The 23,104-nt window shown below is 49.7% G+C and carries 24 protein-coding genes; 14 read left to right on the forward strand and 10 right to left on the reverse strand.

Features of this window, described 5'->3' with window-relative positions:
* Nucleotides 1-475: 475 nt before the first annotated feature.
* The 5 genes from PUR_RS13040 (at nt 476) to PUR_RS13060 (ending at nt 6,112) form a co-directional block, all read left to right on the forward strand.
* Nucleotides 476-1,411, forward strand: coding sequence for a LytTR family transcriptional regulator DNA-binding domain-containing protein (locus PUR_RS13040; protein ID WP_179035614.1), 936 nt, complete (start codon nt 476-478; stop codon nt 1,409-1,411).
* 104 nt (nt 1,412-1,515) lie between these two features.
* Nucleotides 1,516-2,361 carry an ABC transporter ATP-binding protein gene (locus PUR_RS13045; RefSeq protein ID WP_179035615.1) on the forward strand — a complete coding sequence of 282 codons (846 nt, stop codon included), beginning with the start codon at nt 1,516-1,518 and terminating at the stop codon, nt 2,359-2,361.
* Nucleotides 2,358-3,068, forward strand: coding sequence for an ABC transporter permease (locus tag PUR_RS13050; RefSeq protein ID WP_179035616.1), 711 nt, complete (start codon nt 2,358-2,360; stop codon nt 3,066-3,068). The genes PUR_RS13045 and PUR_RS13050 overlap by 4 nt, the downstream gene beginning before the upstream one ends.
* A gap of 117 nt (nt 3,069-3,185) precedes the next feature.
* Nucleotides 3,186-5,462: a preprotein translocase subunit SecA gene (locus tag PUR_RS13055; RefSeq protein ID WP_179035617.1), complete on the forward strand. Its 2,277-nt coding sequence runs from the start codon at nt 3,186-3,188 to the stop codon at nt 5,460-5,462.
* A 437-nt stretch (nt 5,463-5,899) separates the two neighbouring features.
* The gene (locus tag PUR_RS13060) at nt 5,900-6,112 is read left to right on the forward strand and encodes a zinc-binding dehydrogenase (protein ID WP_179035618.1); all 213 of its coding nucleotides are present in this window, start codon (nt 5,900-5,902) and stop codon (nt 6,110-6,112) included.
* 111 nt (nt 6,113-6,223) lie between these two features.
* Here PUR_RS13060 and PUR_RS13065 read toward each other — a convergent pair whose 3' ends face one another.
* A complete protein-coding gene (locus tag PUR_RS13065; protein WP_179035619.1) occupies nt 6,224-6,901 on the reverse strand; it encodes a Crp/Fnr family transcriptional regulator in 678 nt (225 codons plus the stop codon).
* 109 nt (nt 6,902-7,010) lie between these two features.
* Here PUR_RS13065 and PUR_RS13070 point away from each other — a divergent pair, with 109 nt between their 5' ends.
* Nucleotides 7,011-7,871 carry an ATP-binding protein gene (locus PUR_RS13070; protein ID WP_179035620.1) on the forward strand — a complete coding sequence of 287 codons (861 nt, stop codon included), beginning with the start codon at nt 7,011-7,013 and terminating at the stop codon, nt 7,869-7,871.
* A gap of 136 nt (nt 7,872-8,007) precedes the next feature.
* On the opposite strand, the gene PUR_RS26555 is transcribed toward PUR_RS13070, so the two are convergent.
* From PUR_RS26555 to PUR_RS13085, 4 genes are all read right to left on the reverse strand, one after another.
* Nucleotides 8,008-8,250, reverse strand: coding sequence for a hypothetical protein (locus PUR_RS26555; protein ID WP_442953706.1), 243 nt, complete (start codon nt 8,248-8,250; stop codon nt 8,008-8,010).
* Nucleotides 8,247-8,798 (reverse strand): helix-turn-helix domain-containing protein, encoded by a 552-nt coding sequence (locus PUR_RS13075; RefSeq protein ID WP_442953707.1) that lies wholly within the window; start codon nt 8,796-8,798, stop codon nt 8,247-8,249. The genes PUR_RS26555 and PUR_RS13075 overlap by 4 nt, the downstream gene beginning before the upstream one ends.
* Nucleotides 8,799-9,045: 247 nt before the next feature.
* Nucleotides 9,046-9,891 (reverse strand): sulfurtransferase, encoded by an 846-nt coding sequence (locus tag PUR_RS13080; protein ID WP_179035621.1) that lies wholly within the window; start codon nt 9,889-9,891, stop codon nt 9,046-9,048.
* A gap of 300 nt (nt 9,892-10,191) precedes the next feature.
* The gene (locus PUR_RS13085) at nt 10,192-10,572 is read right to left on the reverse strand and encodes a PilZ domain-containing protein (RefSeq protein WP_179035622.1); all 381 of its coding nucleotides are present in this window, start codon (nt 10,570-10,572) and stop codon (nt 10,192-10,194) included.
* 266 nt (nt 10,573-10,838) lie between these two features.
* On the opposite strand from PUR_RS13085, the gene PUR_RS13090 reads away from it, so the two are divergent.
* Entirely contained in the window at nt 10,839-12,470 is a 1,632-nt protein-coding gene (locus PUR_RS13090; protein WP_179035623.1) for a sensor domain-containing diguanylate cyclase, read from the forward strand.
* Between the two features lie 130 nt (nt 12,471-12,600).
* Here PUR_RS13090 and PUR_RS13095 read toward each other — a convergent pair whose 3' ends face one another.
* Nucleotides 12,601-13,644 (reverse strand): anthranilate phosphoribosyltransferase, encoded by a 1,044-nt coding sequence (locus PUR_RS13095; protein ID WP_179035624.1) that lies wholly within the window; start codon nt 13,642-13,644, stop codon nt 12,601-12,603.
* 13 nt (nt 13,645-13,657) lie between these two features.
* On the reverse strand, nt 13,658-14,257 hold the full coding sequence (locus tag PUR_RS13100) for an ANTAR domain-containing response regulator (protein WP_179035625.1): 600 nt from the start codon (nt 14,255-14,257) through the stop codon (nt 13,658-13,660).
* A gap of 342 nt (nt 14,258-14,599) precedes the next feature.
* On the opposite strand from PUR_RS13100, the gene nirB reads away from it, so the two are divergent.
* The 5 genes from nirB to tnpA all read left to right on the forward strand — a co-directional run bounded on the left by nirB (nt 14,600) and on the right by tnpA (nt 19,164).
* The gene (nirB, locus tag PUR_RS13105) at nt 14,600-17,041 is read left to right on the forward strand and encodes a nitrite reductase large subunit NirB (RefSeq protein WP_179035626.1); all 2,442 of its coding nucleotides are present in this window, start codon (nt 14,600-14,602) and stop codon (nt 17,039-17,041) included.
* Nucleotides 17,042-17,052: 11 nt separating this feature from the next.
* A complete protein-coding gene (gene nirD, locus PUR_RS13110) occupies nt 17,053-17,364 on the forward strand; it encodes a nitrite reductase small subunit NirD (RefSeq protein ID WP_179037901.1) in 312 nt (103 codons plus the stop codon).
* Nucleotides 17,365-17,427: 63 nt separating this feature from the next.
* On the forward strand, nt 17,428-17,682 hold the full coding sequence (locus tag PUR_RS13115; RefSeq protein ID WP_179035627.1) for a hypothetical protein: 255 nt from the start codon (nt 17,428-17,430) through the stop codon (nt 17,680-17,682).
* Nucleotides 17,679-18,449 carry a uroporphyrinogen-III C-methyltransferase gene (gene cobA / locus PUR_RS13120; RefSeq protein ID WP_179035628.1) on the forward strand — a complete coding sequence of 257 codons (771 nt, stop codon included), beginning with the start codon at nt 17,679-17,681 and terminating at the stop codon, nt 18,447-18,449. The genes PUR_RS13115 and cobA overlap by 4 nt, the downstream gene beginning before the upstream one ends.
* Nucleotides 18,450-18,675: 226 nt before the next feature.
* Complete coding sequence (gene tnpA / locus PUR_RS13125; protein ID WP_179034640.1) at nt 18,676-19,164, forward strand: IS200/IS605 family transposase; 489 nt, start codon at nt 18,676-18,678, stop codon at nt 19,162-19,164.
* Between the two features lie 257 nt (nt 19,165-19,421).
* On the opposite strand, the gene PUR_RS13130 is transcribed toward tnpA, so the two are convergent.
* Together PUR_RS13130 and PUR_RS13135 are read right to left on the reverse strand one after the other, a co-directional pair.
* A complete protein-coding gene (locus PUR_RS13130) occupies nt 19,422-20,399 on the reverse strand; it encodes a hypothetical protein (RefSeq protein ID WP_179035629.1) in 978 nt (325 codons plus the stop codon).
* A gap of 68 nt (nt 20,400-20,467) precedes the next feature.
* Complete coding sequence (locus tag PUR_RS13135; protein WP_179035630.1) at nt 20,468-21,238, reverse strand: hypothetical protein; 771 nt, start codon at nt 21,236-21,238, stop codon at nt 20,468-20,470.
* A gap of 151 nt (nt 21,239-21,389) precedes the next feature.
* Between PUR_RS13135 and PUR_RS13140 the strand changes: the two genes are divergently transcribed.
* Entirely contained in the window at nt 21,390-21,911 is a 522-nt protein-coding gene (locus PUR_RS13140; protein WP_179035631.1) for a hypothetical protein, read from the forward strand.
* A gap of 12 nt (nt 21,912-21,923) precedes the next feature.
* Here the strand turns inward: PUR_RS13140 and PUR_RS13145 are convergent, their stop codons facing one another.
* Nucleotides 21,924-22,592 (reverse strand): SOS response-associated peptidase, encoded by a 669-nt coding sequence (locus PUR_RS13145; RefSeq protein WP_179035632.1) that lies wholly within the window; start codon nt 22,590-22,592, stop codon nt 21,924-21,926.
* Nucleotides 22,593-22,795: 203 nt separating this feature from the next.
* Here PUR_RS13145 and PUR_RS13150 point away from each other — a divergent pair, with 203 nt between their 5' ends.
* Nucleotides 22,796-23,002 (forward strand): CCE_0567 family metalloprotein, encoded by a 207-nt coding sequence (locus PUR_RS13150; RefSeq protein WP_179035633.1) that lies wholly within the window; start codon nt 22,796-22,798, stop codon nt 23,000-23,002.
* Nucleotides 23,003-23,104 lie beyond the last annotated feature (102 nt).

Genomic DNA, 23,104 nt, shown 5'->3' on the forward strand with positions numbered 1-23,104 from the left:
GTTTTCCAGAGTGCCTTTTTTAGGGATTAACTATAAATGCCTTGTCCGCTCGAATCCCCAAACTTTATAATTATTTTGAATAAATCAGTCGTTGCCGCCAAACTTTGGCGGCTTTTTTGCATCCATTTTGAAGGGAGCGATTCAAATGCCAACGGCAACAGCAACACGCGAACGATTAACTTCTGCTGCGGTCACCTTAAATCGCCATTCTGTTGACTCCTTGTTGACTTCGAGCTTATTGGAATACATCATTCAAGGTCTTGCTTCCAGTGGCGTTGTAGACAACAACCGCACACTGTGCTGCCATTCATAATAAGGCCTTTTATACGACATCGACGCAAACGTTATCCGGCATTCCATTTATGATCCTTTAACAGCATGTACCGATATATATTTGAATGGAAACTGACAAAAAAGTATCCCAACATTATAATTGTTATATATATCCTATAGCGGCACTGACCGGGAGGACGGTATGCAATTTCAACCAATGTATTATGATGGGGAATTATTTCTACCGAAGATTGAATTTAATATGACATCGAACCAATCGGTTGGCATTATAACGGACTTGAAGCGAAAGCAGCTTTTAATGAATCAATTAGTGGATCATTCCCGATATTATTTATTTCAGGCTGGGCAAAGCGAGTATATGCGTTTAACGGTAGAAGAGCTGATCACTTTTCTAATCAGAGTATCGGTGAGAGATGGGCGTGCCGCTTTGTTGATGGAGTATTTTGCTTTAAAAGAAGAACAGAAGGTAAAAATCAAGGATCTAAGCTCATCGAAAAGGATGTATGTAACATTGCTGCGTGTCTTTTTTGCGCACCAGCCTACACTTGTACTGGAGGAACCCTATTTTTACTTGGAAGAACAAGATCGTCGTCATTTTAAACGGATTCTGGATGACCTTTCGAAAGAAAAGCAGATTTTAATTTTAACTTCCAATTTAGAGGATGCCCTTATTTCCTGTGATGCGATTTATCGGTTGAACGAGTCCGGATTCCATCCACTCGATATTCGGGACTCCGAAGAGGATAAGCAGGAAGTACAGAAACAAGATGAGGTCAATATAACCTTGCAGAAGATATCTACAAAAAGAAATGACAAAGTGATTTTATTTAATCCGCCTGAAATTGATTTTATAGAAAGTGTAGAGGGTTCGATCCTTGTTCATGTGGGCGGGGAAAATTATGACTGTGCTTTGACGCTAACCGAGCTCGAGCAGAGATTGTTGAATTTCGGGTTTTATAGGTGTCATCGCTCCTACATCGTTAATCTGCAAAAAGTAAGAGAGATTATTACTTGGACGAAGAACAGCTACAGCTTGCGATTAAATACAGGTAAAGATGCCGTGGTTCCGTTATCCCGTTCCAAATTGCAGGAATTAAAAGCACTTCTTAACATTTAAATGGTACCATTCAGGCGCTAATAGCTACATTTCGGTGGGTTTTGATGGCTGCAAGTATGCAATCTTTATATATTTAAGCCATCAATGCTAAGGAAGTGGTGTTTATGGATGTCATCCATGTAGAACGTGTTAGAAAGAGATTTGGAAATAAGGATGCGTTAACAGATGTGTCTTTTTCAATTCCGAAAGGGGAAATTTTTGGTTTCCTGGGTCCGAGTGGTTCGGGAAAAACAACATTAATAAAGATTTTAACGGCGCAATTAAATCCGACAAGCGGACAGGCAAGTGTATTTAATCAGCCAGCGGAGATGATGCAGCAGTCTTCACAGAAGATGCGTTTTGGCATTTTGACGGATAACAGTGGTCTATATGAGAGATTATCGATTGAGGAGAATCTGGAGCTGTATCGTAAGTTATATGATCTTCCCAGATCTTCGGTCGATAAGGTGCTGCAGTTTGTAAACTTAAGCGGAGAGCGCAAAAAGAAAGTCAATCTCTTATCGAAAGGGATGCGTCAGCGTGTCCTTCTCGCCTGCGCAATTATCCATGAGCCGGAGCTATTATTCTTAGATGAACCTACTTCGGCCTTGGATCCGGTAAACTCAGTACATATTTATAAGGGCTTACGCTACTTAAATGAGAAGGGGACAACGATCTTTTTAACTACGCATGATATGGCTGAGGCCGAATTAATATGTAATCGTGTAGCAATTCTGTACCAGGGACAAATTCAAACCATCGGCTCACCGAAGGAACTTAAACGGCAGCACCGGGAAAACGTAGTTTGTGTTGACTTAATCAATGGGGAATCTTGCGAGCTTCCGATCGGTGAGGAAACGGCTGATCAAATCGCGGATTGGATGAAACAGGGGTTAATTGGCCGATTGGAAACGAAAGAGCCCAGTCTGGGTGATATCTTTATTAAAATGACAGGAAGTGAGTTACTATGAGTATCTCATTCAAACGTGCCCGGGCGATATTTGTGAAGGATTACAAAGAGTTTTCACGCAATTATGCGATCTCCATTATTCTAATTATTCCAATACTCTTTGCATTTCTCTTTCGGATTGCAGGTTCGTCGTTACCTGGAGCTATCGGTTTTCTTCTAAACACTTCGTTTGTGATACTAACGAGTTTAGCACAAGCATGCTTGATTGCAGAAGAAAAGGAGCGTAACACGTTAAGATCATTAATGTTGACTCCGGCCACAGCCATGGATGTTCTAATTGGTAAAAGCACTTTAGTCTTCGTAATGTCTGCGGTCGTTCTGACTATTGCTACGTTTGTATTTGGATATGAGCCAGCCAATATATGGGTGTTTGTGGCTGTAATCATTCTTTCGATTATTCTATACACAGCAGCCGGGACGATATGTGGTTTATTCTCCAAGACATTGCTTGATGCATCATTAACTATAATTCCTGTGGCGATCGTATTCACTGGGGCACCCGGGGGAGCGTTACTAGTGAAGGATTATCCAGTCTTCAAAGTGCTGGATTACGTACCAAGCAGTCAGCTTGTGCATTTGCTAGGCATAAGCAATACAGGTTATACGACGGGAGATGTATTAAACCCTCTCCTCATTACTTTGGCATGGACGGTTGTATTAACGATTGTGTCTGTTGTTTTGTATCAACGACGGTTAAAGGATGAGTAGGGGGAAATCACAAGAGAACGGCCCACCTGCTTATGGAATCGTCGATAAGCTTTCCGACGCCGAGAAGCTCCAGCCCTATAGAATCGCGTATTTCTACCGAGGAGGAATCAAATTCCTATGAATATAGCCGTCAAGTTGATGCATAAATTTAAAGACCGCGATAATCAGAATAAGCTGAAAGTCTATCAGGACAAAGCGGAGTTCATCAGGAAACGGAATTTGGAAGCATGGGACGATGGGCAGCTTCAAGCGGAATCCCTCCGGCTGCAAAAAGAAGCAAAATCGGGCACGCCTTTGGATGAGCTGCTTGTTGATGCTTATGCATTAGTCTGCGAGACAGTGAAGAGAAAGCTCGGACTACATCCTTACAATGTCCAGATCATGGCTGCCATCGCTCTGCACGAGAGATATTTAATTGAGCAGCATACCGGTGAAGGAAAAACGCTCTCTGCGGTTATGCCTGCTTATCTAAATGCGCTGACCGGCAAAGGCGTTCATGTGCTGACTTTTAACGATTATTTGGCAAACCGGGATGCGAAGTGGATGGGCCCGGTCTATCGGTTCCTCGGGTTAACGGTAAACTCGGTTCAAGCGGGCATGAGCCTGCTTCAGAAACGGGAAGCTTACGCCAGTGATATAACTTATGTTACAGCCAAAGAAGCGGGATTTGATTATTTGCGCGACACAATCGCATTAAATGAAGCCGATACTGTGCATCGTCCTTTCCACTACGTCATCGTCGACGAAGCGGATTCACTGCTTCTCGACGAAGCGCGGGTGCCGCTAGTCATCAGCGGCGAGTCGGGTTCCTCCAAGAGCGACGGCATTTGTTTCGCAGAAGTGGCTCGGCAGCTCAATCAAGCAGAGCATTACGACTTCGACCAGTTCCAGCGGAACGTTTACTTAAATGAAGCAGGCGCTGCGGAAGCGGAGTCGCTGCTGGGATGCGGCAATTTGTACGATAGCCATAATAGTCATTTGCTAACGTCATTAAACTGCGCACTGCATGTGGAAACGTTATTTAAAAAAGACGTCGATTACATCGTCCGGGACGGTAAAATCGAGTTGATCGAAGAATATACCGGCCGCGTGGCGGAGAACAGGTATTTGCCGGACGGGCTGCAAGCCGCGCTTGCGGCCAAAGAAGGGCTGCAGTGGACAGCCGGCGGGAAAATTCTCGGGACGATTACCCTTCAACACTTCATTAGCCTGTATCCGAGGATTTGCGGAATGACGGCTACCGCGCATGCTTCCGCAATGGATTTCGAAGATATTTATAGGCTGCAGGTCGTGCAAATCCCGCCGAACCGGCCAAACATACGGATCGACCATCCGCACCGGATTTATACCCATAAAGAAGCTAAATTTAAGGCGCTTGTACAAGAAATCTTGTCCGTTCATAGGGCGGGACGGCCCATTCTGATTGGTACGTCAAGCGTCGAGGAGTCTGACAAGCTGGCGGAGGCGCTGGCGGTTGCCGGCGTACCTTGCCATGTTCTGAATGCGAAGAACGACGCAGAAGAAGCCGGAATCGTGGCCAAAGCGGGAGAAATCGGCGCCGTGACGGTGTCTACGAATATGGCGGGACGCGGCGTCGACATCCGGCTCGGCGGCGGCGACCCCGCGCAAGCAGAGGTAGTCGCCAAGCTGGGCGGGTTGTACGTGATTGGCACCCATGTGAACGAAAGCGTGCGGATCGACGACCAGCTGCGCGGGCGTTCCGGCCGCCAAGGCGACCCGGGAGCTTCCGTTTTTTATGTAAGCTTGGAGGACGAGTTGCTGCTTCGCTTCGGCATCCATAAAGCGGTTCGCGCTCCCAGGCAGGATGAGGCGCTCGAAGAGCCGGTGCTCAGCAGCAAAATCACGCGTATTCAACGTATTGTTATGGGCCAAAACTTCGATATCCACCAGGAACTGAACTGTTATTCGGATATGATGGAGGATCAGAGGCGAATTCTATACGAGGAGCGGCTCGGAATATTGAAAGGGGAGCAGCCGATGAGCCTTTCGGAGCAGCGGGTACGGCTTTTTTATATCGACGAGTTCTGGGCTGACCATCTGGCATACGTTTCTTACCTTCGCGAAAGCATCCACTTGGAGAGCCTTGCCCGCCGCAATCCGATCGACGAATTTCATGCGCAAATCACCCAAGCCTACGAGCAAATTCCGGCTAAAATCAATAGGGAGTCGGCGAATATGCTTGTAAGGCTCGGAGGTTCGAATGATCCGGCGGAGTGGGAAAAGCTCGGTCTGAAGAGTCCTGCTTCCACCCGGACTTATATTATCAATGATCAATACATCCAGAACAAGCGCAGCTCATGGACCGGAACGACTGAATTTGCTTATTGGCTTCGCACGATTGCGAGGCCAATATTCAGGCTGTCAAAATATTGATGCAGCGTAGCTCTTTCAAGGATAATCGCGTTGTCGCCCATTTGAATAATATCAATTGAATACTCTTCAATGACAAGTATTCCAGAATAGATAGTTCATTATCTGGTTTGACCTCTCGAATTCGACATAGTTAGTGAGAAGCAGCACTTGTATTTTATTCTAAAAACTTAATGGTTTCCCTCTTTTTAAGAACCTTGTTCGCTACACTGCGTTGACTTTATGTTGACAGCCATCTTCTTAGTCTGAGTTTGTTAATTTCAATATTCGTTCTCCCATATGACCTGGAAGGCATGAATACAGCGAAAGAATTTGACTTTATGCTGGATACGCTTGGAGGTTCATCTTATGGAGACACCCTGAAATTCATGAAAAAAATGCCATAGTGGCCACCATTATTAGCGAGCGGGATGCCGTGTGCCCCCCGTTATATAGATGCAATGGAGGAAGAGCGTCAGTTGAAAGTAGTGTTTGTCTTTACCCGTCCGGATGGAAGGAATATGAATCATATTCGCGAGCTTGTGGAAGCAAAAAAGATAAAGCCAGTTGTAACCGCGGTTTTTCCGCTAACCGTTGAGGGAGCGCAAGAAGCCCAACTCTTAAGTCAGATAGGCCGGACACGGGGAAAGATCGTGTTAAGCCATGGCAACTGATTATCCGTATGCGATTCGGCCATATTTTAAAAATCGGCAGAAATACGAGAAAGCCGCGTTCCCGCCGGGGATGCGGCTTTCCGCGCGTTGTGCCGCGATATCGTTACAACTCTAATCCAATATCTCTTCAACCGCCCGGCGGTCCACAAGCGTAATCCGGTTCCCGGAGAATGAAATGATTCCCTGATCCCGCATGCTGCCGATCTCCCGCGACAGCGAGGGCCGGGTAACATTCAAATGCTCGGCCCAGACCCGTTTGCTGTAAGGAAGCGTGACTGTGTCGGTTTGCTGCTTGTCCGCCATCTTTAGCAGCTCGAAGGCAATCTGCCGCCGCAGCGAACCAAGCGAAAGAATTTCAATCTTTCGGTTGAGCATGATCAGCCTGTCCGACATATTTTCCATGTAGCTTAGCAGGATGTCCGGATCGGAAGCGAACAGCTTCAGCATTTCCCGCTTGCCGATATACAGCACCTTGGAGGGGATGGATGCCAGAATGGTGGCGGGATACAACGGCTCCCGGCTGAACAGAACGGCCTCCCCGAAAGGCTGGCCTTCGTCGATGCGGGCAATCGTCATATTTTTTCCATTGGGATAAATTTTTTGGACTTCCACCTGGCCCTGAAGGACAATGCCAAGCTGCTCCGCGCTCTCTCCCTGGGCCGCGATCAGTTCATTCTTGCCATAGTCCTTTACCCGGTAGAGCAGATTTTCCAGCAAGCGGGAGATATCTTCCTGATTTTTGTCCTTGAAGCAAAAGACGTTTTGAAGAATCTGGGCAGTGTTCCCCATACTTGATCCTCCTTCCCGGAAGCAAACCGTAACATCCGGTACCGATTGTTTGCAGCCAGTCTACTATACTCACAGTAACCTGTAAAGTGAACGCGAGGAGCTGAAAAGAATGAAAAGGAAGATTATTGTCATTCATGAGGAACTGTGCAACGGCTGCGGATTATGTGTGGATACTTGCCATGAAGGGGCGATTGAGCTGGTGGACGGCAGAGCCAGGCTGGTGAGTGACATCTACTGCGACGGTCTGGGGGACTGTCTGACTGGCTGTCCGACCGGCGCGATTGAGATGATTCAGCGCGAGGCCGCTCCATACGACGATGAGGCGGTCCAGCTGCGTATGGCCGAGCGGAAACAGGCGCTTGAACCCGCCGGATCGGTACTCAACGCCGCCGGATTGACCGGTGGGGGCGCGGCCACGCAAGAGGACCATGGCCATGGACCGCTGCATGGTCGCGGGGCGCCGCATGGGGGATGTCCGGGCAGCATGGCCCGCCGGATCGGCCGACTCGAACCGGCGGTACCCGGTGTCACGGACGCATCAGGCACGGACGCGGCGACGCTTGCCGAGGCGCCCTCACAGAGCGGACAAGCGCCAGCGCCGTCCGAGCTGTCGCAATGGCCGATTCAGCTTCATCTGGTCAATCCGGCCAACCCTTATTTTGACGATGCCCACTTGCTGATTGCCGCCGACTGTACGGCGTTCGCGTATGCGGACTTTCACAAAGATTTCATCCGTGACCGCATCACGCTGATCGGTTGTCCCAAGCTTGACGATACAGTCGCTTATACGGAGAAGCTAACGGATATCCTGACAGCGCATAACGTCCGGAGCATTACGGTGACACGTATGGCGGTGCCTTGCTGCGGCGGGATTGTCCAGTCGGTCAAGCAGGCTATGCTGGCCGCGCGGACAATTGTGCCTTACCGGGAGGTCACGATTGGAATCGACGGCGTTGTTATGAAGCTTTGAGTTCGTATAAACTGATTAAAAACTGGAAAAGGATTAAACGGCTTGTGGAGACGATTCGGATTATTGAAGAGACTGTCATTGATAATAATTTTCAATTAGGATAGAAAAATAAGAACTGTATAAACCGCAATTAAGTTTATAACCTGACAAGGAGACGATCTATCGTTTCCATCGGTTGGTTGTTGATTCGATTCATAAATTGGCTTACATGAAGTCTAATAGTATCCGCTTTTTCTTCTTCTCGGTGATGAACTTGACCGGTTTCATAGTTAATTGCACCAAACAATTTGGCCCCTTCGTGTTTGCCGTGCGTAGGCACTTTGCGTTGTTTACCACGAGGAAACCAGTTGTACTGAAGGGCTTGATACGATCGAATCATGGACTCATCTTCAAACAGCAGATGGTCGATCTTTTCAGCTTCCACTTGCTTCTTGAGCAGAGTGAACGTGTGCTTTCGAAAGAAAGTCTGGGCCTCCTCGTTGGCTTTGGCAAGCGTATAAGTGGCTTTGGTAAGCTGAAGTTCATCCGTTTGAGCATCGCGCTAATTCCTCGTACGCTCATGGTGACGCCGAATTCCCGTTTAATCCATTCTGCCACCAATGGCCGGGTCCAGGTATAATGGGCCTCAAAGCCTACATCGGCGGGTGTGTGTTGCTTGAGCATTGCGGCTAACCGATGACGCTCTTCTTCCGTAAGTTTTGTCGGTTGTCTAGGAGAATGATCCATCTCTAGACCCCTCAGACCTTGGGTTTGGTAGGTTTGCCAGTAAATACTGATGGTTTGACGCGCACGGCTAAGTAACTCACCGATTTCGTCAAAGGTGTGTCCTTCGAAACGAAGGCGAACCGCTAGAAATCTTTCATAAAGCCGTTTGTCTGTGGTTTGTTTCATTGCTGTATTTAACCGTTCAATCTCTTTGTTGCTCATTTTCATCGCCGCCTCGGATTCATTTACAATGTATTACCCGAATTGGCGGTTAAAATGAATTGTTAGCTTCTTAATTACGTTCTATATAGTTCATTTTCTTTATTTGGCTGTAACTGCTTTCCGGCCCTCTCTTCGGCTCTTTTGTGAGACGACTGTTGACTCGGAATATTCCTTGGCAAGTTGTAGAAGCTATACATCGCTATAAACCAAACGTAAGAAGCCCGCGTCCGACGCGGGCTCTTTACCTTTACTCTTCCCCTGAAGCCACCAAATTCTCATCATAACTAATCCAATCACTCCAGCTCCCCGCATACAGCCGCACCTTGTCATATCCGGCTATATGCAGTGCCAGCACATTCGGGCAGGCGGTGACGCCGGAGCCGCAGTAGACAATAACTTCACGGTCTAAATCCATATCGGCAAAATGCTGCTTCAGCGCGGCGACGTCTTTCCAGCGGCCCTGTTCATCAAGGACGTCCTTCCAGAACCGGTTCACCGCGCCTGGAATATGGCCGGCTTTGGAATCGATCGGCTCTTCGAGACCGGCATAACGGCGCGGCTCTCGCGAGTCGATCAGCAGGGGAGAGGCCGATCCGCTTTCCAGCGAATACTTCCGAACTTCCTCCATACCGGCCAGCAATTCGGGATGGATTTCCGGTTCATAGGACGTTGGAATGCGGATAGGCTGGCTGTCACTGACGGGGAAATTCTCCGATTTCCATTTCGAGTAGCCTTCATCCATTACATACACTTTATCGTGACCCAAATAGCGCAGCAGCCACCACAGTCTGGAAGCGAACGCGCCTCCCTGGTCATCGTAGGCAACAACGACGCTGTCCCGGTTGATGCCCGCTTGGCCAAGATCAGCAGCAAGCTCTTTTGGGTCCGGAAGCGGATGGCGGCCGCCATGCGTGCCGACAGGAGCGGACAGCTGCTCTTCCAAATGCAAATAAACGGCTCCCGGAATATGATCTTTCAGGTAGGCGCTGCGTCCCGCTTCGGGATCGGACAGCAGAAAGCGGCAGTCCACGATCACAAGCTCGGGCTCATACATCCGGGCCAGCAGCCAGCGGGTGGAAACGACGGCATCCATTAATTCAATTTCCTCCTAATATAGCAAGTATTTTAAAGCTATTATATCGAAAAAAGAAGAGGCCACAAAGAGAGAAGGCTACGCCAAACCCGTATTTAATGTGCATGAAGTGGACGTGGAGTGAGGAGGCGTGGGACTTTACTAGGGGCTATAACACATTCCGGTACACACAAGAAGAAACGCCTGACGGCGTCCTTGAAGGACGCAAGTACGTCTCTCGTAGAAATATAAGGCCATTAATAAGCGTGAAACTTATAAATGCCTTATATTTAGAAAAAAGACGGGCATCCCCGTCTTCTTCTAAACGCCTTCACCACCTGAAGACATTGTCCATATATCGAGCTCGCGAATCAGAATTTCTTCCTCTTCATCAGTCAAAACGAATCTGATTCCGTACTGGTACTCGCCAAGGCCGTACATCCAACCCCAGCGTACGCTTCCTGTGAACTGAAGCAGAGTCTCATTCAATTGAAAATGAATAATAATTCTGGTATCCCCGGACGTAAACCGGAGGTTCAATGAACTGCGGACCTTGCAGCCCGAACGGCTTAGGTCGATCAGCACTCCCGCGGTCCGCTTGCCGGTACCGTGACCGGTGCTTCCGGCCGGCACTTCCAGCCAGCAATCAATCGGTTGATTCATCACATAACGGAATGGTTCTTTTCTGCTGGCAGCGCCCATAATTTACCTCCGCTCATTTATACACTATTATATCGAAATGAGAGGGTTTGGACAATCTGTCTCGACGTAAATTTACAAAAAAATTAAAGTGTTCGGTCATCGAATGTCACTCCTAAGAAAGCGCTCTATTCATAGGGTGTTCATTACTACACAAAAGGTGTCCGTCTACCGATATATATATTAAAACTAATCATGCGTTTATACGCCATTACCATTTCGCATGGTTCATTTCTCGAACTGGGCAATGGAGAGGGAGGAACGACGGAGTGTCAATAAATTTGCGGACCCTGTTCGCAGGCGCGTTTGCAGTTGTGATCATTTTGCTGACCGCGCTGCTCAGTTATTTGATCGGCAATGAATCATCCAAGACCGCAGAGGTTACCATCGGAAGATCGCTGGCGGAGGTTGCTTACCAGATGTCATACAGTTTGGATCACTTCATGTGGGCGCGTTCAGAGGAAATGGATGTGCTTAGCAAGCTTAAAGCGTTCCAGCAGCCGGTTGACAAGGAGGAAATTGCGGGACTTCTTAACCAACTGAAAGAAAATCTTCCGGTGTTTACCTGGGTGGGTTATATGGATACGAAAGGCAATGTTCTGTCCTCAACAGATCATATTCTGGCCGGAAGCAACATTAAGGAGCGGCCTGTTTTTAAAAACGGGATCGAAGCTCCCTACATAGGTGATGTCCATGATGCCAAACTGCTCGCCAAGCTGCTGCCCAATCCAAGCGGAGAGCCGCTGCAATTCGTTGATATCAGCGTTCCCGTGAAGGACGCAAGCAGCAGATCGATCGGGGTGCTGGCGGCGCATCTCAGCTGGGAGTGGTCCCGTCAGGTGGAGTCTTCCATTTTGACGCCGCTCAAGGAAAATATGAAGGGTGTCGAGATCTTCGTTGTCAGCAAAGACGATAATATGATTGTGCTCGGACCCGCCAGCCAGGTAGGCAAGCCGATGAAAGACCCGGCGCTTGCACAGGCTAGGCAGGGCAAAAGCTCCTGGCTCATTAATAAGTCAGAGGGCGGCCAGTCCTATTTGACAGGTTACGCTCACGGAGACGGCTATATGGACTACCCCGGTCTCGGTTGGTCCGTAATTATCCGTCAGCCGGCAGATATCGCTTTCGCTTCCGTACACAGACTGCAAAATTATATCGCTATCTCCGGACTGGCTGTTGCCGTTCTGTTCGGCATTGGAGGCTGGTTCCTCGCAGGGTGGATTGTCCGCCCGCTTCAGCTTATTGCCGAGAGCGCCGATTTGCTCAGTGCAGGAAACGAAGCTGAGATTCCGAAGTTTAACAGGATCAAGGATTTATCCATCCTCTCCGATTCTTTGCGGAATCTTGTCAATAATTTAAGCCAAACCGAGACGGAGCTGTTCTATATGCCCGATAGGACTCGGCATGATGCGCTGACCGGATTGCCCAACCGAATGGCTCTTGACGATTATTTGGCCTATGCAGTCAGCAAAGCGAAGCAGAACCGCTCGACTCTCAGCTTCTTGTACCTGGATTTGGACGGCTTCAAGAAGGTGAATGACACGCTCGGACATGCATCGGGAGACAAGCTGCTGCAAGAGGTATCCTTCCGTCTGCTGGAATCGACCCGTGACAATGAGATGGTCAGCCGGATTGGGGGAGATGAATTCGTGGTTATTCTGCACACATCTGCGGCGAAGCCGATGCAGGAAGCCGAGGTCGTTGCCAAACGCATCATTGACAAGATCAATCAGCCTTTCCTGATCGACGGGGAAATCGTGCAAGTCGGCTGCAGCGTTGGAGCTGCGGTCTGGAGTCCCGAAACCCAGGATACAAGCGAAATTTTGCGATTGGCGGATGATGCGTTGTATATTTCCAAGCGGAGCGGCAAGAACCGGATTACTTTTGAAACAGCGGTATAAATGATAGGAGTATAAGAACCGCTTTGAACTGACATATAGGTATAGAAAAAGCGCCCTTCACCGTCATTCGGGAAAGGCGCTTTGCTGCGTCCGTATAAAGTATAAAGCAATGAATCCGGTTGTCTGCAACTCAGACATGATGCGTGACGGGAGGCACGCTGCGCAGTGCGTTTTTCCAGGCGCTGTAAATGTCCCAAGCCTTGCCGCCATCCAGAAGATCCTTGCAAGTGTACACGCCCTCCTCGATGGAACCGACGCGGCCGGCCAAATGCAGTCTGACCGCACCGTTCAGCAGAACCTGGTTGTAAAAGGCGAGATGGCCTCCTCCCCGCAGTACGGCTTCCGTCGTTGTCAGCTGGAGGCGGGCATCCCAGACAACATCCGGAACGGGAGTATCCAGTCCGAACGCTTCAGGATCAATAATATCAAGACCCGAATCGCCGTTTTCTACCGTGTAGACCCGGGTAGGACGGTCGATATGCAGGTCTTCCGAGCCTTCGGTTCCCTGTATGATCATGGCTTTACGGTATCCGAGTTTAATCAGAAGTCTCGATAGACGGTCAAAGACCGTATTATGATAGATTCCGAGCACGATAAAGGGGGAGCAGGCGTAATCCATCAGCTTCTCCGTCGTATTTATTATGGTCCGCATCCCGATTTCCTCGCGGATTCCCCGGAGTTTTCCGAGCGGAGGGCACCATTCTTCGGAGCTTGCATACAGAACACCGCTGCGGCGGGCGGCATGAATGGAGCTTTCACGGGAGAGAGCGGAGGACGGAATGTCCGCCTCCAAGATAATATCCTGCAGCGTTATCCCCCATTTCGGGGGGAGCGACGCGGAACCGTGCAGCGTTACCGGCAGTCCTGCCGCGGCGAGCAGGAAGGCGGTCGGAAAGGTCGCCGCAAAGGAGCGGATTCGCCCGTCGTAAGGTCCGGCGCAGTCTATGCCCTCTTGGACAGACTCTCGCTTTGTAAATTTACGGCAGACGGACACAAATGCCTCCAATTCCTCTATGCTTTCAAGCTTAATCCTTTCGGCGATAAGGAACGCGCCGATCTGCGCCGGTGTGGCGGAAAGACTAAGAATTGCTTCTGCGGCAGCGGCAGCTTCTTCGAAGTTCAAATCCCGGGCGCCCCTTTTGCCTCTGGCAACTTCTTTGAGAATGTTAATCATGTGCGGTGCCCCCTTAAGTTTGATCCTGAAGCATCTGGTATACCTTGACGATTGAAGTTGCGACATCCACCATCCGTTTGCGTTCGTTCATCGCCTGCTTGCGCAGAAGATCGTAAGCTTCGGATTCGGGTATGTTTTTGGCCTTGGAGAGAATGCCCTTCGCCATCTCGATCCATTTTCTTTCTTCAAGACGAGAGAGCAGCTGTTCCTTTTCCTTCATCCACTGCTTCCGTTCGAAACACTGTTTGGCGCCGAAATGAAGGCTCCAGTGAATCTCCTGCGGCTGCATGGACGGAAACAGGATACCGTCAGTCATAATATTGTCCTCGCACGCCGAGACGGAGAGAGTAGCGGTCTCATTCGTACACCACCACATGACGGGCGCGGTCTTGCGCGACATCAACAGATCCGCCCAGCATTTGAATTCCGTAATCGGCAGACATAAGATAGAGGCGTCGGCGTCCGCAATCAGCGAGACGGCTTCTTCCCGAGAAGCGGCCACTTCAACAATATAGCCGCAGGACCTGAGAATGACTTCCGGCTTGGACCGGGCTTCGATCTTGTCCGGGAGTTTCCCGGTCAGCCCGCTATATACAACCAATAGGGAATGCATTGTCGGACGCCCCTTTTTTTAAACTTGGAATTTACTGGATTTACAGCTTGTTATTCGCTTACTAATTGGACTTTTTTATATCCAAATGTTATTTTATATAACACATAACGAGGCTGGATGTCGATATTTTTAAAAATAAAAATTTTATATGTTAAATTTGTTGACGTTTAAAATTGGGTGTTGTATATTCAGTTTAACAAATTTAATCTTTCGCGGATACAATGGCGTATCTGAGAAAAAGCGGCAATGGCGCCTGCTTTCATGTTTGGTTTGAGAAATGCTTTCTCTCGTGCCGGCTTGAAGCGGGCTTTTTGTGTTCCCATGGAGAGGAGAGATATAAATATGAAATCATCCCGTAAAAAACTGGTGCTTGTCGGCAATGGCATGGCAGGTGTACGCGCAATCGAGCATCTGCTGAAACTGGCTCCCGATACTTATGAGGTTACGATTTTTGGCGCCGAGCCGCATCCGAACTACAACCGAATCATGCTGTCCTCAGTATTAGCCGGGGGAACGGAATTATCCGAAATTGTTATTAACGATTATGAATGGTATCAAAGCCATAATATCACCTTGCATGTCGGACACAAAATCGAGAACATCGATACGGTTAACCGAATCGTCCGTTCCGATCAGGGGATTGAGGCTCCTTACGACGAGCTGATTCTCGCTACCGGTTCCGATCCGTTTATGCTCCCTCTTCCGGGTGCGGACAAGGAGGGCGTTATCGCTTTCCGTGATATCAAGGACTGTCAGATCATGATGGAAACCTCGAAAACCTATAAAAAAGCCGTCGTGATCGGCGGAGGACTGCTCGGCTTGGAAGCGGCCCGCGGACTGCTGCATCTCGGAATGGAGGTCTCCGTCGTCCATATCTCTGATTATATAATGGAAAGACAGCTCGACAGGGAAGCGGCGGTCATGCTGCAAAGAGAGCTGGAGGCTCAGGGCATGAAATTCTTGCTGCGCAAGCAGTCGGAAGCCATTCTTGGCAAAAAACGTGTCAAAAGCCTGCTCTTCGCGGACGGCAGTTCGGCTGAAGCCGATCTGATCGTGATGGCGGTCGGAATCCGGCCGAATACCACGCTTGTGAAAAAGAGCGGCGTAACCGTTAACCGCGGCATTGTAGTAAACGATTATATGGAAACGAATATTCCGGGCGTATATGCCATCGGGGAATGCGCGGAGCACCGGGGTATCGCATATGGCCTCGTCGCACCGCTGTATGAACAGGGGGCCGTCCTTGCCAAACGGCTGGCAGGCATTGATTCGCAGGGCTACGAAGGATCGGTAACCTCGACCAAGCTGAAAGTGTCGGGCGTGGACGTCTTTTCCGCCGGACAGTACGAAGAACCCGACGGTTCGCGGGCGCTCCGCTATCAGGACGAGATTGGTGGAGTGTATAAGAAACTTGTGATCCGTGAGGACAAGCTGATCGGCGCGGTGCTGTTCGGAGATACGGCGGATGGCGCAGAGCTGTTCTCTCTAATTAAGAGCGGCGAATCCATTCAGGGAAAAGAAAGATCTCTGCTGCTCGGATTGCCGGACGACGCGGTGAAATCTTCTCCAACCGCTCGTCTGGAAGCCATGGCGGATGATGAAATCATCTGCGGCTGCAACGGCGTATCCAAGGGCGCCATCGCGGAAGCCATTACGATCGGCGGCTGCGCCAGTGTAGGGCAGATCAAGGCTTGCACGAAAGCGTCGGCATCCTGCGGAGGCTGCAAGCCGCTGGTAGAAGGGCTGCTTGAGCTGTATGCGGGCGATGCGGCAGTCAAGGTCAAGGAAGGCATTTGCGGCTGTACATCGCTTGGCCGGGACGAGATCGTCGCCGAGATCAAACGGATGGAGCTCAAGACAGTTAAGGAAGTCATGAATGTGCTGGAATGGAGCAATGAGGAAGGCTGCTCGAAATGCCGCCCTTCCCTGAACTACTATCTCGGCATGCTGTGGCCGGAAGAATATGTGGACGAGAAGGAATCCCGCATCACGAATGAACGTTATCACGCCAACATCCAGAAGGACGGCACTTATTCCGTCGTTCCCCGGATATATGGCGGCGTAACTTCCCCGGGCGAGCTGAAAAAGATTGCCGAAGTCGCAGAGAAATTCGACGTTCCGATGGTGAAGTTTACGGGGGGACAAAGACTTGACCTGCTTGGCGTCAAAAAAGAGGACCTGCCGAAAATTTGGGAGGAGCTCGACATGCCGTCAGGACATGCATACGGCAAAACGCTGCGTACGGTCAAGACCTGTGTCGGATCGACCTTCTGCCGGTTCGGCACCCAGGACTCCATCGGGATGGGCATCCGTCTGGAGAGAGAGTTCGAGCGGCTGAATACGCCGGCCAAAGTCAAGCTTGCCGTCTCCGGCTGTCCGCGCAACTGTGCGGAAGCGACGATCAAGGATTTCGGCGTTGTCGCGATCGACGGGGGCTGGGAGCTTCATGTCGGCGGCAACGGCGGCGTGCATGTCCGGGCGACGGATCTGCTGTGCGTCGTGAAGACGGAGGATGAGGTTGTCGAATGGGCAAGCGCATTCCTTCAATATTATCGCGAAAATGCCGGTTGGAACGAAAGAACCTCCAATTGGGTGGAGCGTGTAGGACTGGACAGCATCAAGAAGGCGCTCGAGGACAGAGAAGCGCGGCTGGAGCTGCAGGAAAGAATCCAGACGGCACTCAGCGTGACCACCGATCCGTGGAAGCAGATTGTGACAAACAGAGAGCTTCGCAAAAATTTCGAGCCGATCTCTCAGACGGAGACGGTTTACCAGGAGGGCTAACGGATATGACGATGACCAAAATGCATATCGGCAATGTGTCGGAAATCGATCGCAAGGGATCGCGGACCCTTAAAGTGAATGACATGGAAATCGCCTTGTTCCGTCTGTCTGACGGGGAAGTGCTGGCCGTGGAGAACAAGTGCCCTCATAAAGGCGGCACGCTGTCGGAAGGAATGATCTGCGGCGACAAAGTCCACTGTCCGCTGCATGACTGGCGCATCGATCTCCATACCGGGAAGGTGCAGGAGCCGGATACGGGATGCGTTCCCACCTTCGAGGTTGAGGTTGACCCGGCCACAGGAGCTATTTATCTGACAGTTTAACGTCTGCCACTGCGGGTGTATGAACGATCATAAGAAATCTGTTAAGCAAGGGGGAAGCACATCATGGATTACGTAAAATCCGGTGAAGTTCTGCAGTCTATGATTGCCGACGTCTCCTTTGCCGACTGGTGGATTTGGAACGGTATTCCGGTTCTTCTCGGCAACTTTATCGGAGGCATACTCTGCACCAGCCTGCTGCTCTACCTGTCCCATAAGAGCTCTCTGCCCGGCTTGTCCTCCTTGCCGCTTATGGCTAAGGCTAGCCGATCGGTCGAACTGGTACTGCACGAGAGAGCGGCATTGGTGAAAAGCCTATGAAAACGGGCCGTATATCCATCGTCGGGGCGGGACCGGGAGATCCGGAATTGATCACAGTGAAGGCGGTGCGCCGCATCCAGGAGGCGGACGTCGTACTGTACGACAGGCTTGTGTCGAAGGAACTGCTGGATTATGCGAAGCCCGATGCGCTTCTGATCTACTGCGGCAAAGCGCCGGGGCAGCACACCATGACCCAGGAGCAGATCGAACACGCGATGATTCACCATGCCCGTCAAGGCTCTAGGGTCGTCAGGCTGAAGGGAGGCGATCCGTTCGTGTTCGGCAGGGGCGGAGAAGAGGCGTTGGCCGCAGCCGCGGCCGGCATCGCCTGGGAAGTTGTCCCGGGTGTCACTTCCGCCATCGGCGCAGCCGCGGGCGCAGGCATCCCGCTAACACACCGCGGTGTCGCGGCTTCCTTTGCCGTCATCACCGCGAGCCGGTGCGGCGACACGGAAGCTCCGCTGGACTGGGAGCATCTTGCACGTGGCGTAGATACGATAGCCGTATACATGGGCGTCGGCCGCCTCGGGCAAATCCGGGAGGAACTGCTGCGCCATGGAAAGGCGGGATCGACGCCGGTGGCGCTGATCGAGAACGGGACGACAAGCCGGCAGCGGACGGTTGTTGGGACATTGGATAATATAGAACAGCTGGCTTCCGCGCTCGAGATCGGCAACCCGGCGATGATCATCATCGGGGAAGTCGTCAAAGTGAAAGAACTGCTGATGAACCTGGAATCGGCACCAAATGAACAAATCAATTTTTAGGTGCGATTCAGATTCATTTAAGCTGCCTAGGGTAAATTAGACATAACCCCCTTATAATAAATGATAGACCCCGCCGAAAGGCGGGGTCCTTTTTTGGCAAAAGAAAACCATACGCTATGCGTATGGTTCGGGAGAGCTTCCAGCGATGTATCAAAAAAAATTCCTCCTAATGTTACAATAAATTTGGTTCGCCAACCGAATTTATCGCACAATAGGAGGAATACAGATGTCATCTGATGTGAACAGTTTAGCACATACAAAATGGAATTGTAAGTACCATATCGTGTTCGCCCCAAAGTATAGACGCCAAGTAATCTATGGGAAATTGAAACAAGATATTGGGAAAATACTGAGACAACTATGTGAAAGAAAGAATGTAGAAATTATCGAAGCAGAAGCGTGTAAAGATCATATTCATATGCTGGTGAGTATTCCACCAAAGCTCAGTGTATCGGCGTTTATAGGATATTTAAAAGGAAAGAGCAGCTTGATGATCTTTGACCGACATGCCAACCTAAAGTATCGGTATGGAAATCGGAAATTTTGGTGTAAAGGGTTTTACGTGGATACCGTCGGAAGGAACAAGAAAGTGATACAAGAATATATCCAAAATCAACTGCAGGAGGATATCGTCGCGGAACAAATAACAATCATGGAATACATTGATCCATTTACAGGAGAAGAGATCAAAGATAATCGAAAGAAGAAGAAATAGAAAACCCCTTTAGGGGTAGCAGTAAAAGTAGTGCGGTTGGCGAACCATTCAGTGCCCTTTAGGGCTGGCCAGTAATAAAGGCTTTCAGCCGCAGAACAAACCACCCGTTATACGGGTGGTTTTGATTGAAAAATCAGAAAGTATAAGCTTCGCGCTAATCCTTAACCTGATATTTTTACGAGAAACGGATGCCTTCCTCTTCCAGAGGACGGCGAAACCGTTTCTTCTTACATATTCGCAGACCAACCCATAAAAGTTCAGTCTCCGATCGCCCGGTTTACCGTTTTAACCATCGACTGTATTGAATCCTGGCTAAAGAAGAAACCTCTTCCTTCAGGGATACTTTCTCCATGCTCATGATCGAACTCTTCAAACTTCTGGTCGATCCCGAGCCGGTATACCGTTGATTCTTTCAATTCATCCCAACTGGTTATCGGTGGCTGCTCTTTCAGATGAATAACATAGACCAGACCGCGGCCCATGTCCAAGTAGAGGAAGTCTTTGTTTCTTCGCGGAGGCCCGGGTTTGGCGGAATTCAGTTTGACCCTATATTTCATTTCTTCTCTGGAAAGCCCGAGTGTAATAACCTGATTGGTTTCCGAATCGACGACGAGTGTCAGAACTGGGACGAACCCGGCAAAAAAGCGCAGCGCAGCAGATTCTCGCAAGGAATCGTCAAAAGTCCAGCCCAAAGGAAGCAGCCGATAATCCTCATTCCGGTCGAAATAAGCTTTTTGCAGAACCTTTTCCAATCCTTGCGTGTCAGGGAGCTTGCTGCTTGAAATCGCTTCATTTTTCACCGTGTAATAGAGCAGCTTTCTTCTTCCCTTATGATGCCAAAGGCTAGTATCACGATGTCTGTACAAATCCTCCATTACCGGAAGGATGCCGGTCTGTACCGAGTCGAGCAATGCCTTTGATTCCGGCCTGACATGCCGCATGTAGATCGTTTCAATCTCTCCTTCTTTAACACACAACTTCACATCCAGAAAATGAGGAGCAACCTCGTCCATGATTAAACGCCGGATTTCTTCGTTTTGCCCCCAAATTTCGTGCATTATATTGTCGTTCAGCCAGACGCTGGGGGACAGGAATAATTGTGCGAGCACGGTTGCCGAAGTGGGAATTGTCATCATATCTACCTTCTCCATCCGAAAATCGGGCCGGTCAAAATTTATTCTGTCTTCCTCTGCGATATACTCTAGCAGGCTGTTGTTTTTGATCCAATCGTACATCGGATATCCTCCATTCCCAACTGGACTGAACCGGACTTAGAGCAGGCATCAATGTATTTTTTAAGACATTAATTAACCTTGACGTACCGTTCCGCGAATTGATCGCGGTATTTTTTGTTGAAGTACGGACTGCTGATTTGTTCTCTCCATTGCTCGTCGGTCTTGATGCCATCAAGGTCGGTATTAAAAAAATTCTCTACTGAACCTTTGGTCAGGGAAACCGAATAGGTTTTGCCGCTGTACGGAATGGTGATGTCAATGGAGGCCGTGCCCGGAAAATGGCGGAACAGCCGGGTCGGTTCTTCCATAAGTATTTTGTTAATGGCGTCGCCAGTTCCAAAATAATCCGTATAATCCATTGTTGTTAACTTGGTGCCCGGGTTGGCTTTTTTGTACTCTGCGAAGCTGCCAAAGTAATTGATTTCTATATTATCCGTTCCGATCCCGACGTCTCTAATAAATGGAGCACCCTTCAACTGCTGCGAATAGGCCTGCACCTCCTGTTTCGGCAAAGGCACCTGATCTGCAGGGGCAGTTTGGCTCGGAGCTATCGAAGGTCGAGCGGTTGTCGACGGCGCGTCAGTCTCAGGTATTGCGGCTGAAGGCGATACGGCAGACGACGCAGGGTTTGCCGCGGAAGTGCCGGGAGACGCTGTTGCTGAAGGCGTAATAGACGCTTTCGGGGAAGGCTCCTGCGAACCCGCAGCCGCCGACGGAGAAGTCGCAGGCAGGGGGTTCTGTGCTTGCTGTTTTCCAGTGGCAACCGCAACGATGATCCCCGCGGCAATGACCGCGATAAAGACCCAGAACCACCATCCGGCGTAAATGGGCTTTCTCATAATCTTATCCTCCCTAGCGTTGTTTTGGCGATAACTCAAGTTTAACAGAAACGGCTTGGGAGGTTAAATGGTGCGAAAGGGGATGGCATCTCAAACGCTTACAGCCAGCCTGCAAAATGCTATATTTTTATGAGAAGAGGAGGTTGCTATTTTGGAACAAGCCATATACTGGATTGGCGGATCGGCATGTGCCGGAAAAAGCACAATAGCTAAGCGGTTCGCGGACAAGCAGGGTTGGGATCTGTATTCCTGTGATGAGCATCTGGACCGCCATTTGAGGAACATATCCGCCCGGGATCAGCCTGCAATGCATAAGATTTCGAGGATGAGTTATAATGAAGCTTTTTACATTCGAAGTGTTCAGGAACAGTTAAGAGAGTACATCGAATTTTTTAAGGAGGATTTCTCTTTCGTCATGAGGGATCTTGAGGAACGGAGCCATCTTCCGCTTATTGTCGAGGGGAATCAGCTGCTGCCATCTTTGGTTGCGCCTTGCCTGAAACCCTGGCATAAGGCTATATGGCTGATCCCTGACGAACCGTTTCAGCGTCATTACTACAGCCGGCGGGATTGGATACAGGAAATACTGAACGGCACGGATGATCCGGCGGCGGCTTTTGACAATTGGATAAGATTTGCAGCAGACTTTCCATGTGGTAGAGGAATACTTTAGCCTCAATGAATGCTAAGCTTCCTCCAATAATTCTTTTGAATCATTGCGGACATTGCCGACCTTCGCGGAGACGGGATAGGCCCGCATTTTTGAGGCATCGTACGGCTTCATCAGTTTGGCAAGGCTGTCCACATCATGGTTGCTTCGCTCCAGCCAGTTATTCTCATCTTCCGGACGAAGAATTACCGGCATCCGGTTGTGAATTTCCGCCGTTAGAGCATTGGGCTCCGTAGTGATGATGGCGCAGGTACCGAGCTTTTTTCCATCCGCATTCACCCATATATCATAAATACCGGCCAGCGAAAAAACACACCCGTCACGCATCATAATACGCATTGGCTGCTTGCTTCCGCCTTGACTGCGCCATTCATAAAATCCGTCTGCCGGAATAATGCAGCGCCGCGAGGAGAGAAGTTTTTTAAATGAAGGCTTGTCCTGCAGCGTCTCTGCGCGGATATTGATCATTTTGCTTCCGGACCTGTCGTCCGCAGCCCAGGAAGGAACAAGCCCCCAGCGCAGTTCTCCGACTCGGTTTCCTGCCCCGGTGCCGATAACGGCGGGAAGATTCTGCATCGGCGCGGCATTATATTTTGGAGCGTAATGTTTGATCGTGACGTCCTGGGTGTAATATTTCAGCATAAGCTCTTCCAAAGCAACGGTTATCGTGTATCGACCGCACATCCTCGGCACCCCCTTAATTTGACATCAATCATAAGCCAAGTCAAAGCCGTATTCAACGGGAATATTTCTTTGATCTCTATGCTAGTCTAATTACTGTAACATTTATTACATAATAATAGTTATAAATACGGTATAGTTATTAAAGATGCAATTATTATCATGGGCTGTATCAGACGAGACGGCTCAAACAGGAGGAGTAATGTATGGAGCAAATCGTTCAGCTGAAGGAAGAAATTAAGCAATTGAACAGTGCGGCCATCAACTTGCAGAACCAGCTTCACGATCTGGCGGAGGGCCTGCCGCTGAACCTGGAACAACTCCCCGAATTGGCGCGCCAAACCTTCGAGACCTTTACTGCGCTGGCAGCCAAGAGACAGGAACTGAAAAGTCTGAAATCGCAGCAAATCTGAAATTGCAATACAATCGCAATACAATAAAGGCTTGAGCACGGGGCGCTGCTCCGGGTGGGATCTGTCCGACGACCGTAATGGGTTGAAAGGATGGGTCCCTTT

Origin of the sequence: Paenibacillus sp. URB8-2 (assembly GCF_013393385.1) — a bacterium.
Taxonomy (GTDB): Bacteria; Bacillota; Bacilli; order Paenibacillales; family Paenibacillaceae; genus Paenibacillus_AQ.

Excerpts from the sequence above, each read along its gene's own strand:
- PUR_RS13145 (WP_179035632.1), bottom strand. The coding sequence starts at position 22,592 with ATGTGCGGTCGATACACGATAACCGTTGCTTTGGAAGAGCTTATGCTG.
- PUR_RS13085 (WP_179035622.1), bottom strand. The coding sequence starts at position 10,572 with ATGGGCGCTGCCAGCAGAAAAGAACCATTCCGTTATGTGATGAATCAA.
- PUR_RS13130 (WP_179035629.1), bottom strand. The coding sequence starts at position 20,399 with ATGTACGATTGGATCAAAAACAACAGCCTGCTAGAGTATATCGCAGAG.
- PUR_RS13150 (WP_179035633.1), top strand. The coding sequence starts at position 22,796 with ATGGAGCAAATCGTTCAGCTGAAGGAAGAAATTAAGCAATTGAACAGT.
- PUR_RS13055 (WP_179035617.1), top strand. The coding sequence starts at position 3,186 with ATGAATATAGCCGTCAAGTTGATGCATAAATTTAAAGACCGCGATAAT.
- cobA (WP_179035628.1), top strand. The coding sequence starts at position 17,679 with ATGAAAACGGGCCGTATATCCATCGTCGGGGCGGGACCGGGAGATCCG.
- PUR_RS13045 (WP_179035615.1), top strand. The coding sequence starts at position 1,516 with ATGGATGTCATCCATGTAGAACGTGTTAGAAAGAGATTTGGAAATAAG.
- PUR_RS13100 (WP_179035625.1), bottom strand. The coding sequence starts at position 14,257 with ATGCATTCCCTATTGGTTGTATATAGCGGGCTGACCGGGAAACTCCCG.
- nirD (WP_179037901.1), top strand. The coding sequence starts at position 17,053 with ATGACCAAAATGCATATCGGCAATGTGTCGGAAATCGATCGCAAGGGA.
- PUR_RS13040 (WP_179035614.1), top strand. The coding sequence starts at position 476 with ATGCAATTTCAACCAATGTATTATGATGGGGAATTATTTCTACCGAAG.
- PUR_RS13080 (WP_179035621.1), bottom strand. The coding sequence starts at position 9,891 with ATGGATGCCGTCGTTTCCACCCGCTGGCTGCTGGCCCGGATGTATGAG.
- PUR_RS26555 (WP_442953706.1), bottom strand. The coding sequence starts at position 8,250 with ATGATTCGATCGTATCAAGCCCTTCAGTACAACTGGTTTCCTCGTGGT.
- PUR_RS13115 (WP_179035627.1), top strand. The coding sequence starts at position 17,428 with ATGGATTACGTAAAATCCGGTGAAGTTCTGCAGTCTATGATTGCCGAC.
- tnpA (WP_179034640.1), top strand. The coding sequence starts at position 18,676 with ATGTCATCTGATGTGAACAGTTTAGCACATACAAAATGGAATTGTAAG.
- PUR_RS13135 (WP_179035630.1), bottom strand. The coding sequence starts at position 21,238 with ATGAGAAAGCCCATTTACGCCGGATGGTGGTTCTGGGTCTTTATCGCG.
- PUR_RS13060 (WP_179035618.1), top strand. The coding sequence starts at position 5,900 with ATGGAGGAAGAGCGTCAGTTGAAAGTAGTGTTTGTCTTTACCCGTCCG.
- PUR_RS13075 (WP_442953707.1), bottom strand. The coding sequence starts at position 8,798 with ATGAGCAACAAAGAGATTGAACGGTTAAATACAGCAATGAAACAAACC.
- nirB (WP_179035626.1), top strand. The coding sequence starts at position 14,600 with ATGAAATCATCCCGTAAAAAACTGGTGCTTGTCGGCAATGGCATGGCA.
- PUR_RS13050 (WP_179035616.1), top strand. The coding sequence starts at position 2,358 with ATGAGTATCTCATTCAAACGTGCCCGGGCGATATTTGTGAAGGATTAC.
- PUR_RS13095 (WP_179035624.1), bottom strand. The coding sequence starts at position 13,644 with ATGATTAACATTCTCAAAGAAGTTGCCAGAGGCAAAAGGGGCGCCCGG.
- PUR_RS13065 (WP_179035619.1), bottom strand. The coding sequence starts at position 6,901 with ATGGGGAACACTGCCCAGATTCTTCAAAACGTCTTTTGCTTCAAGGAC.
- PUR_RS13070 (WP_179035620.1), top strand. The coding sequence starts at position 7,011 with ATGAAAAGGAAGATTATTGTCATTCATGAGGAACTGTGCAACGGCTGC.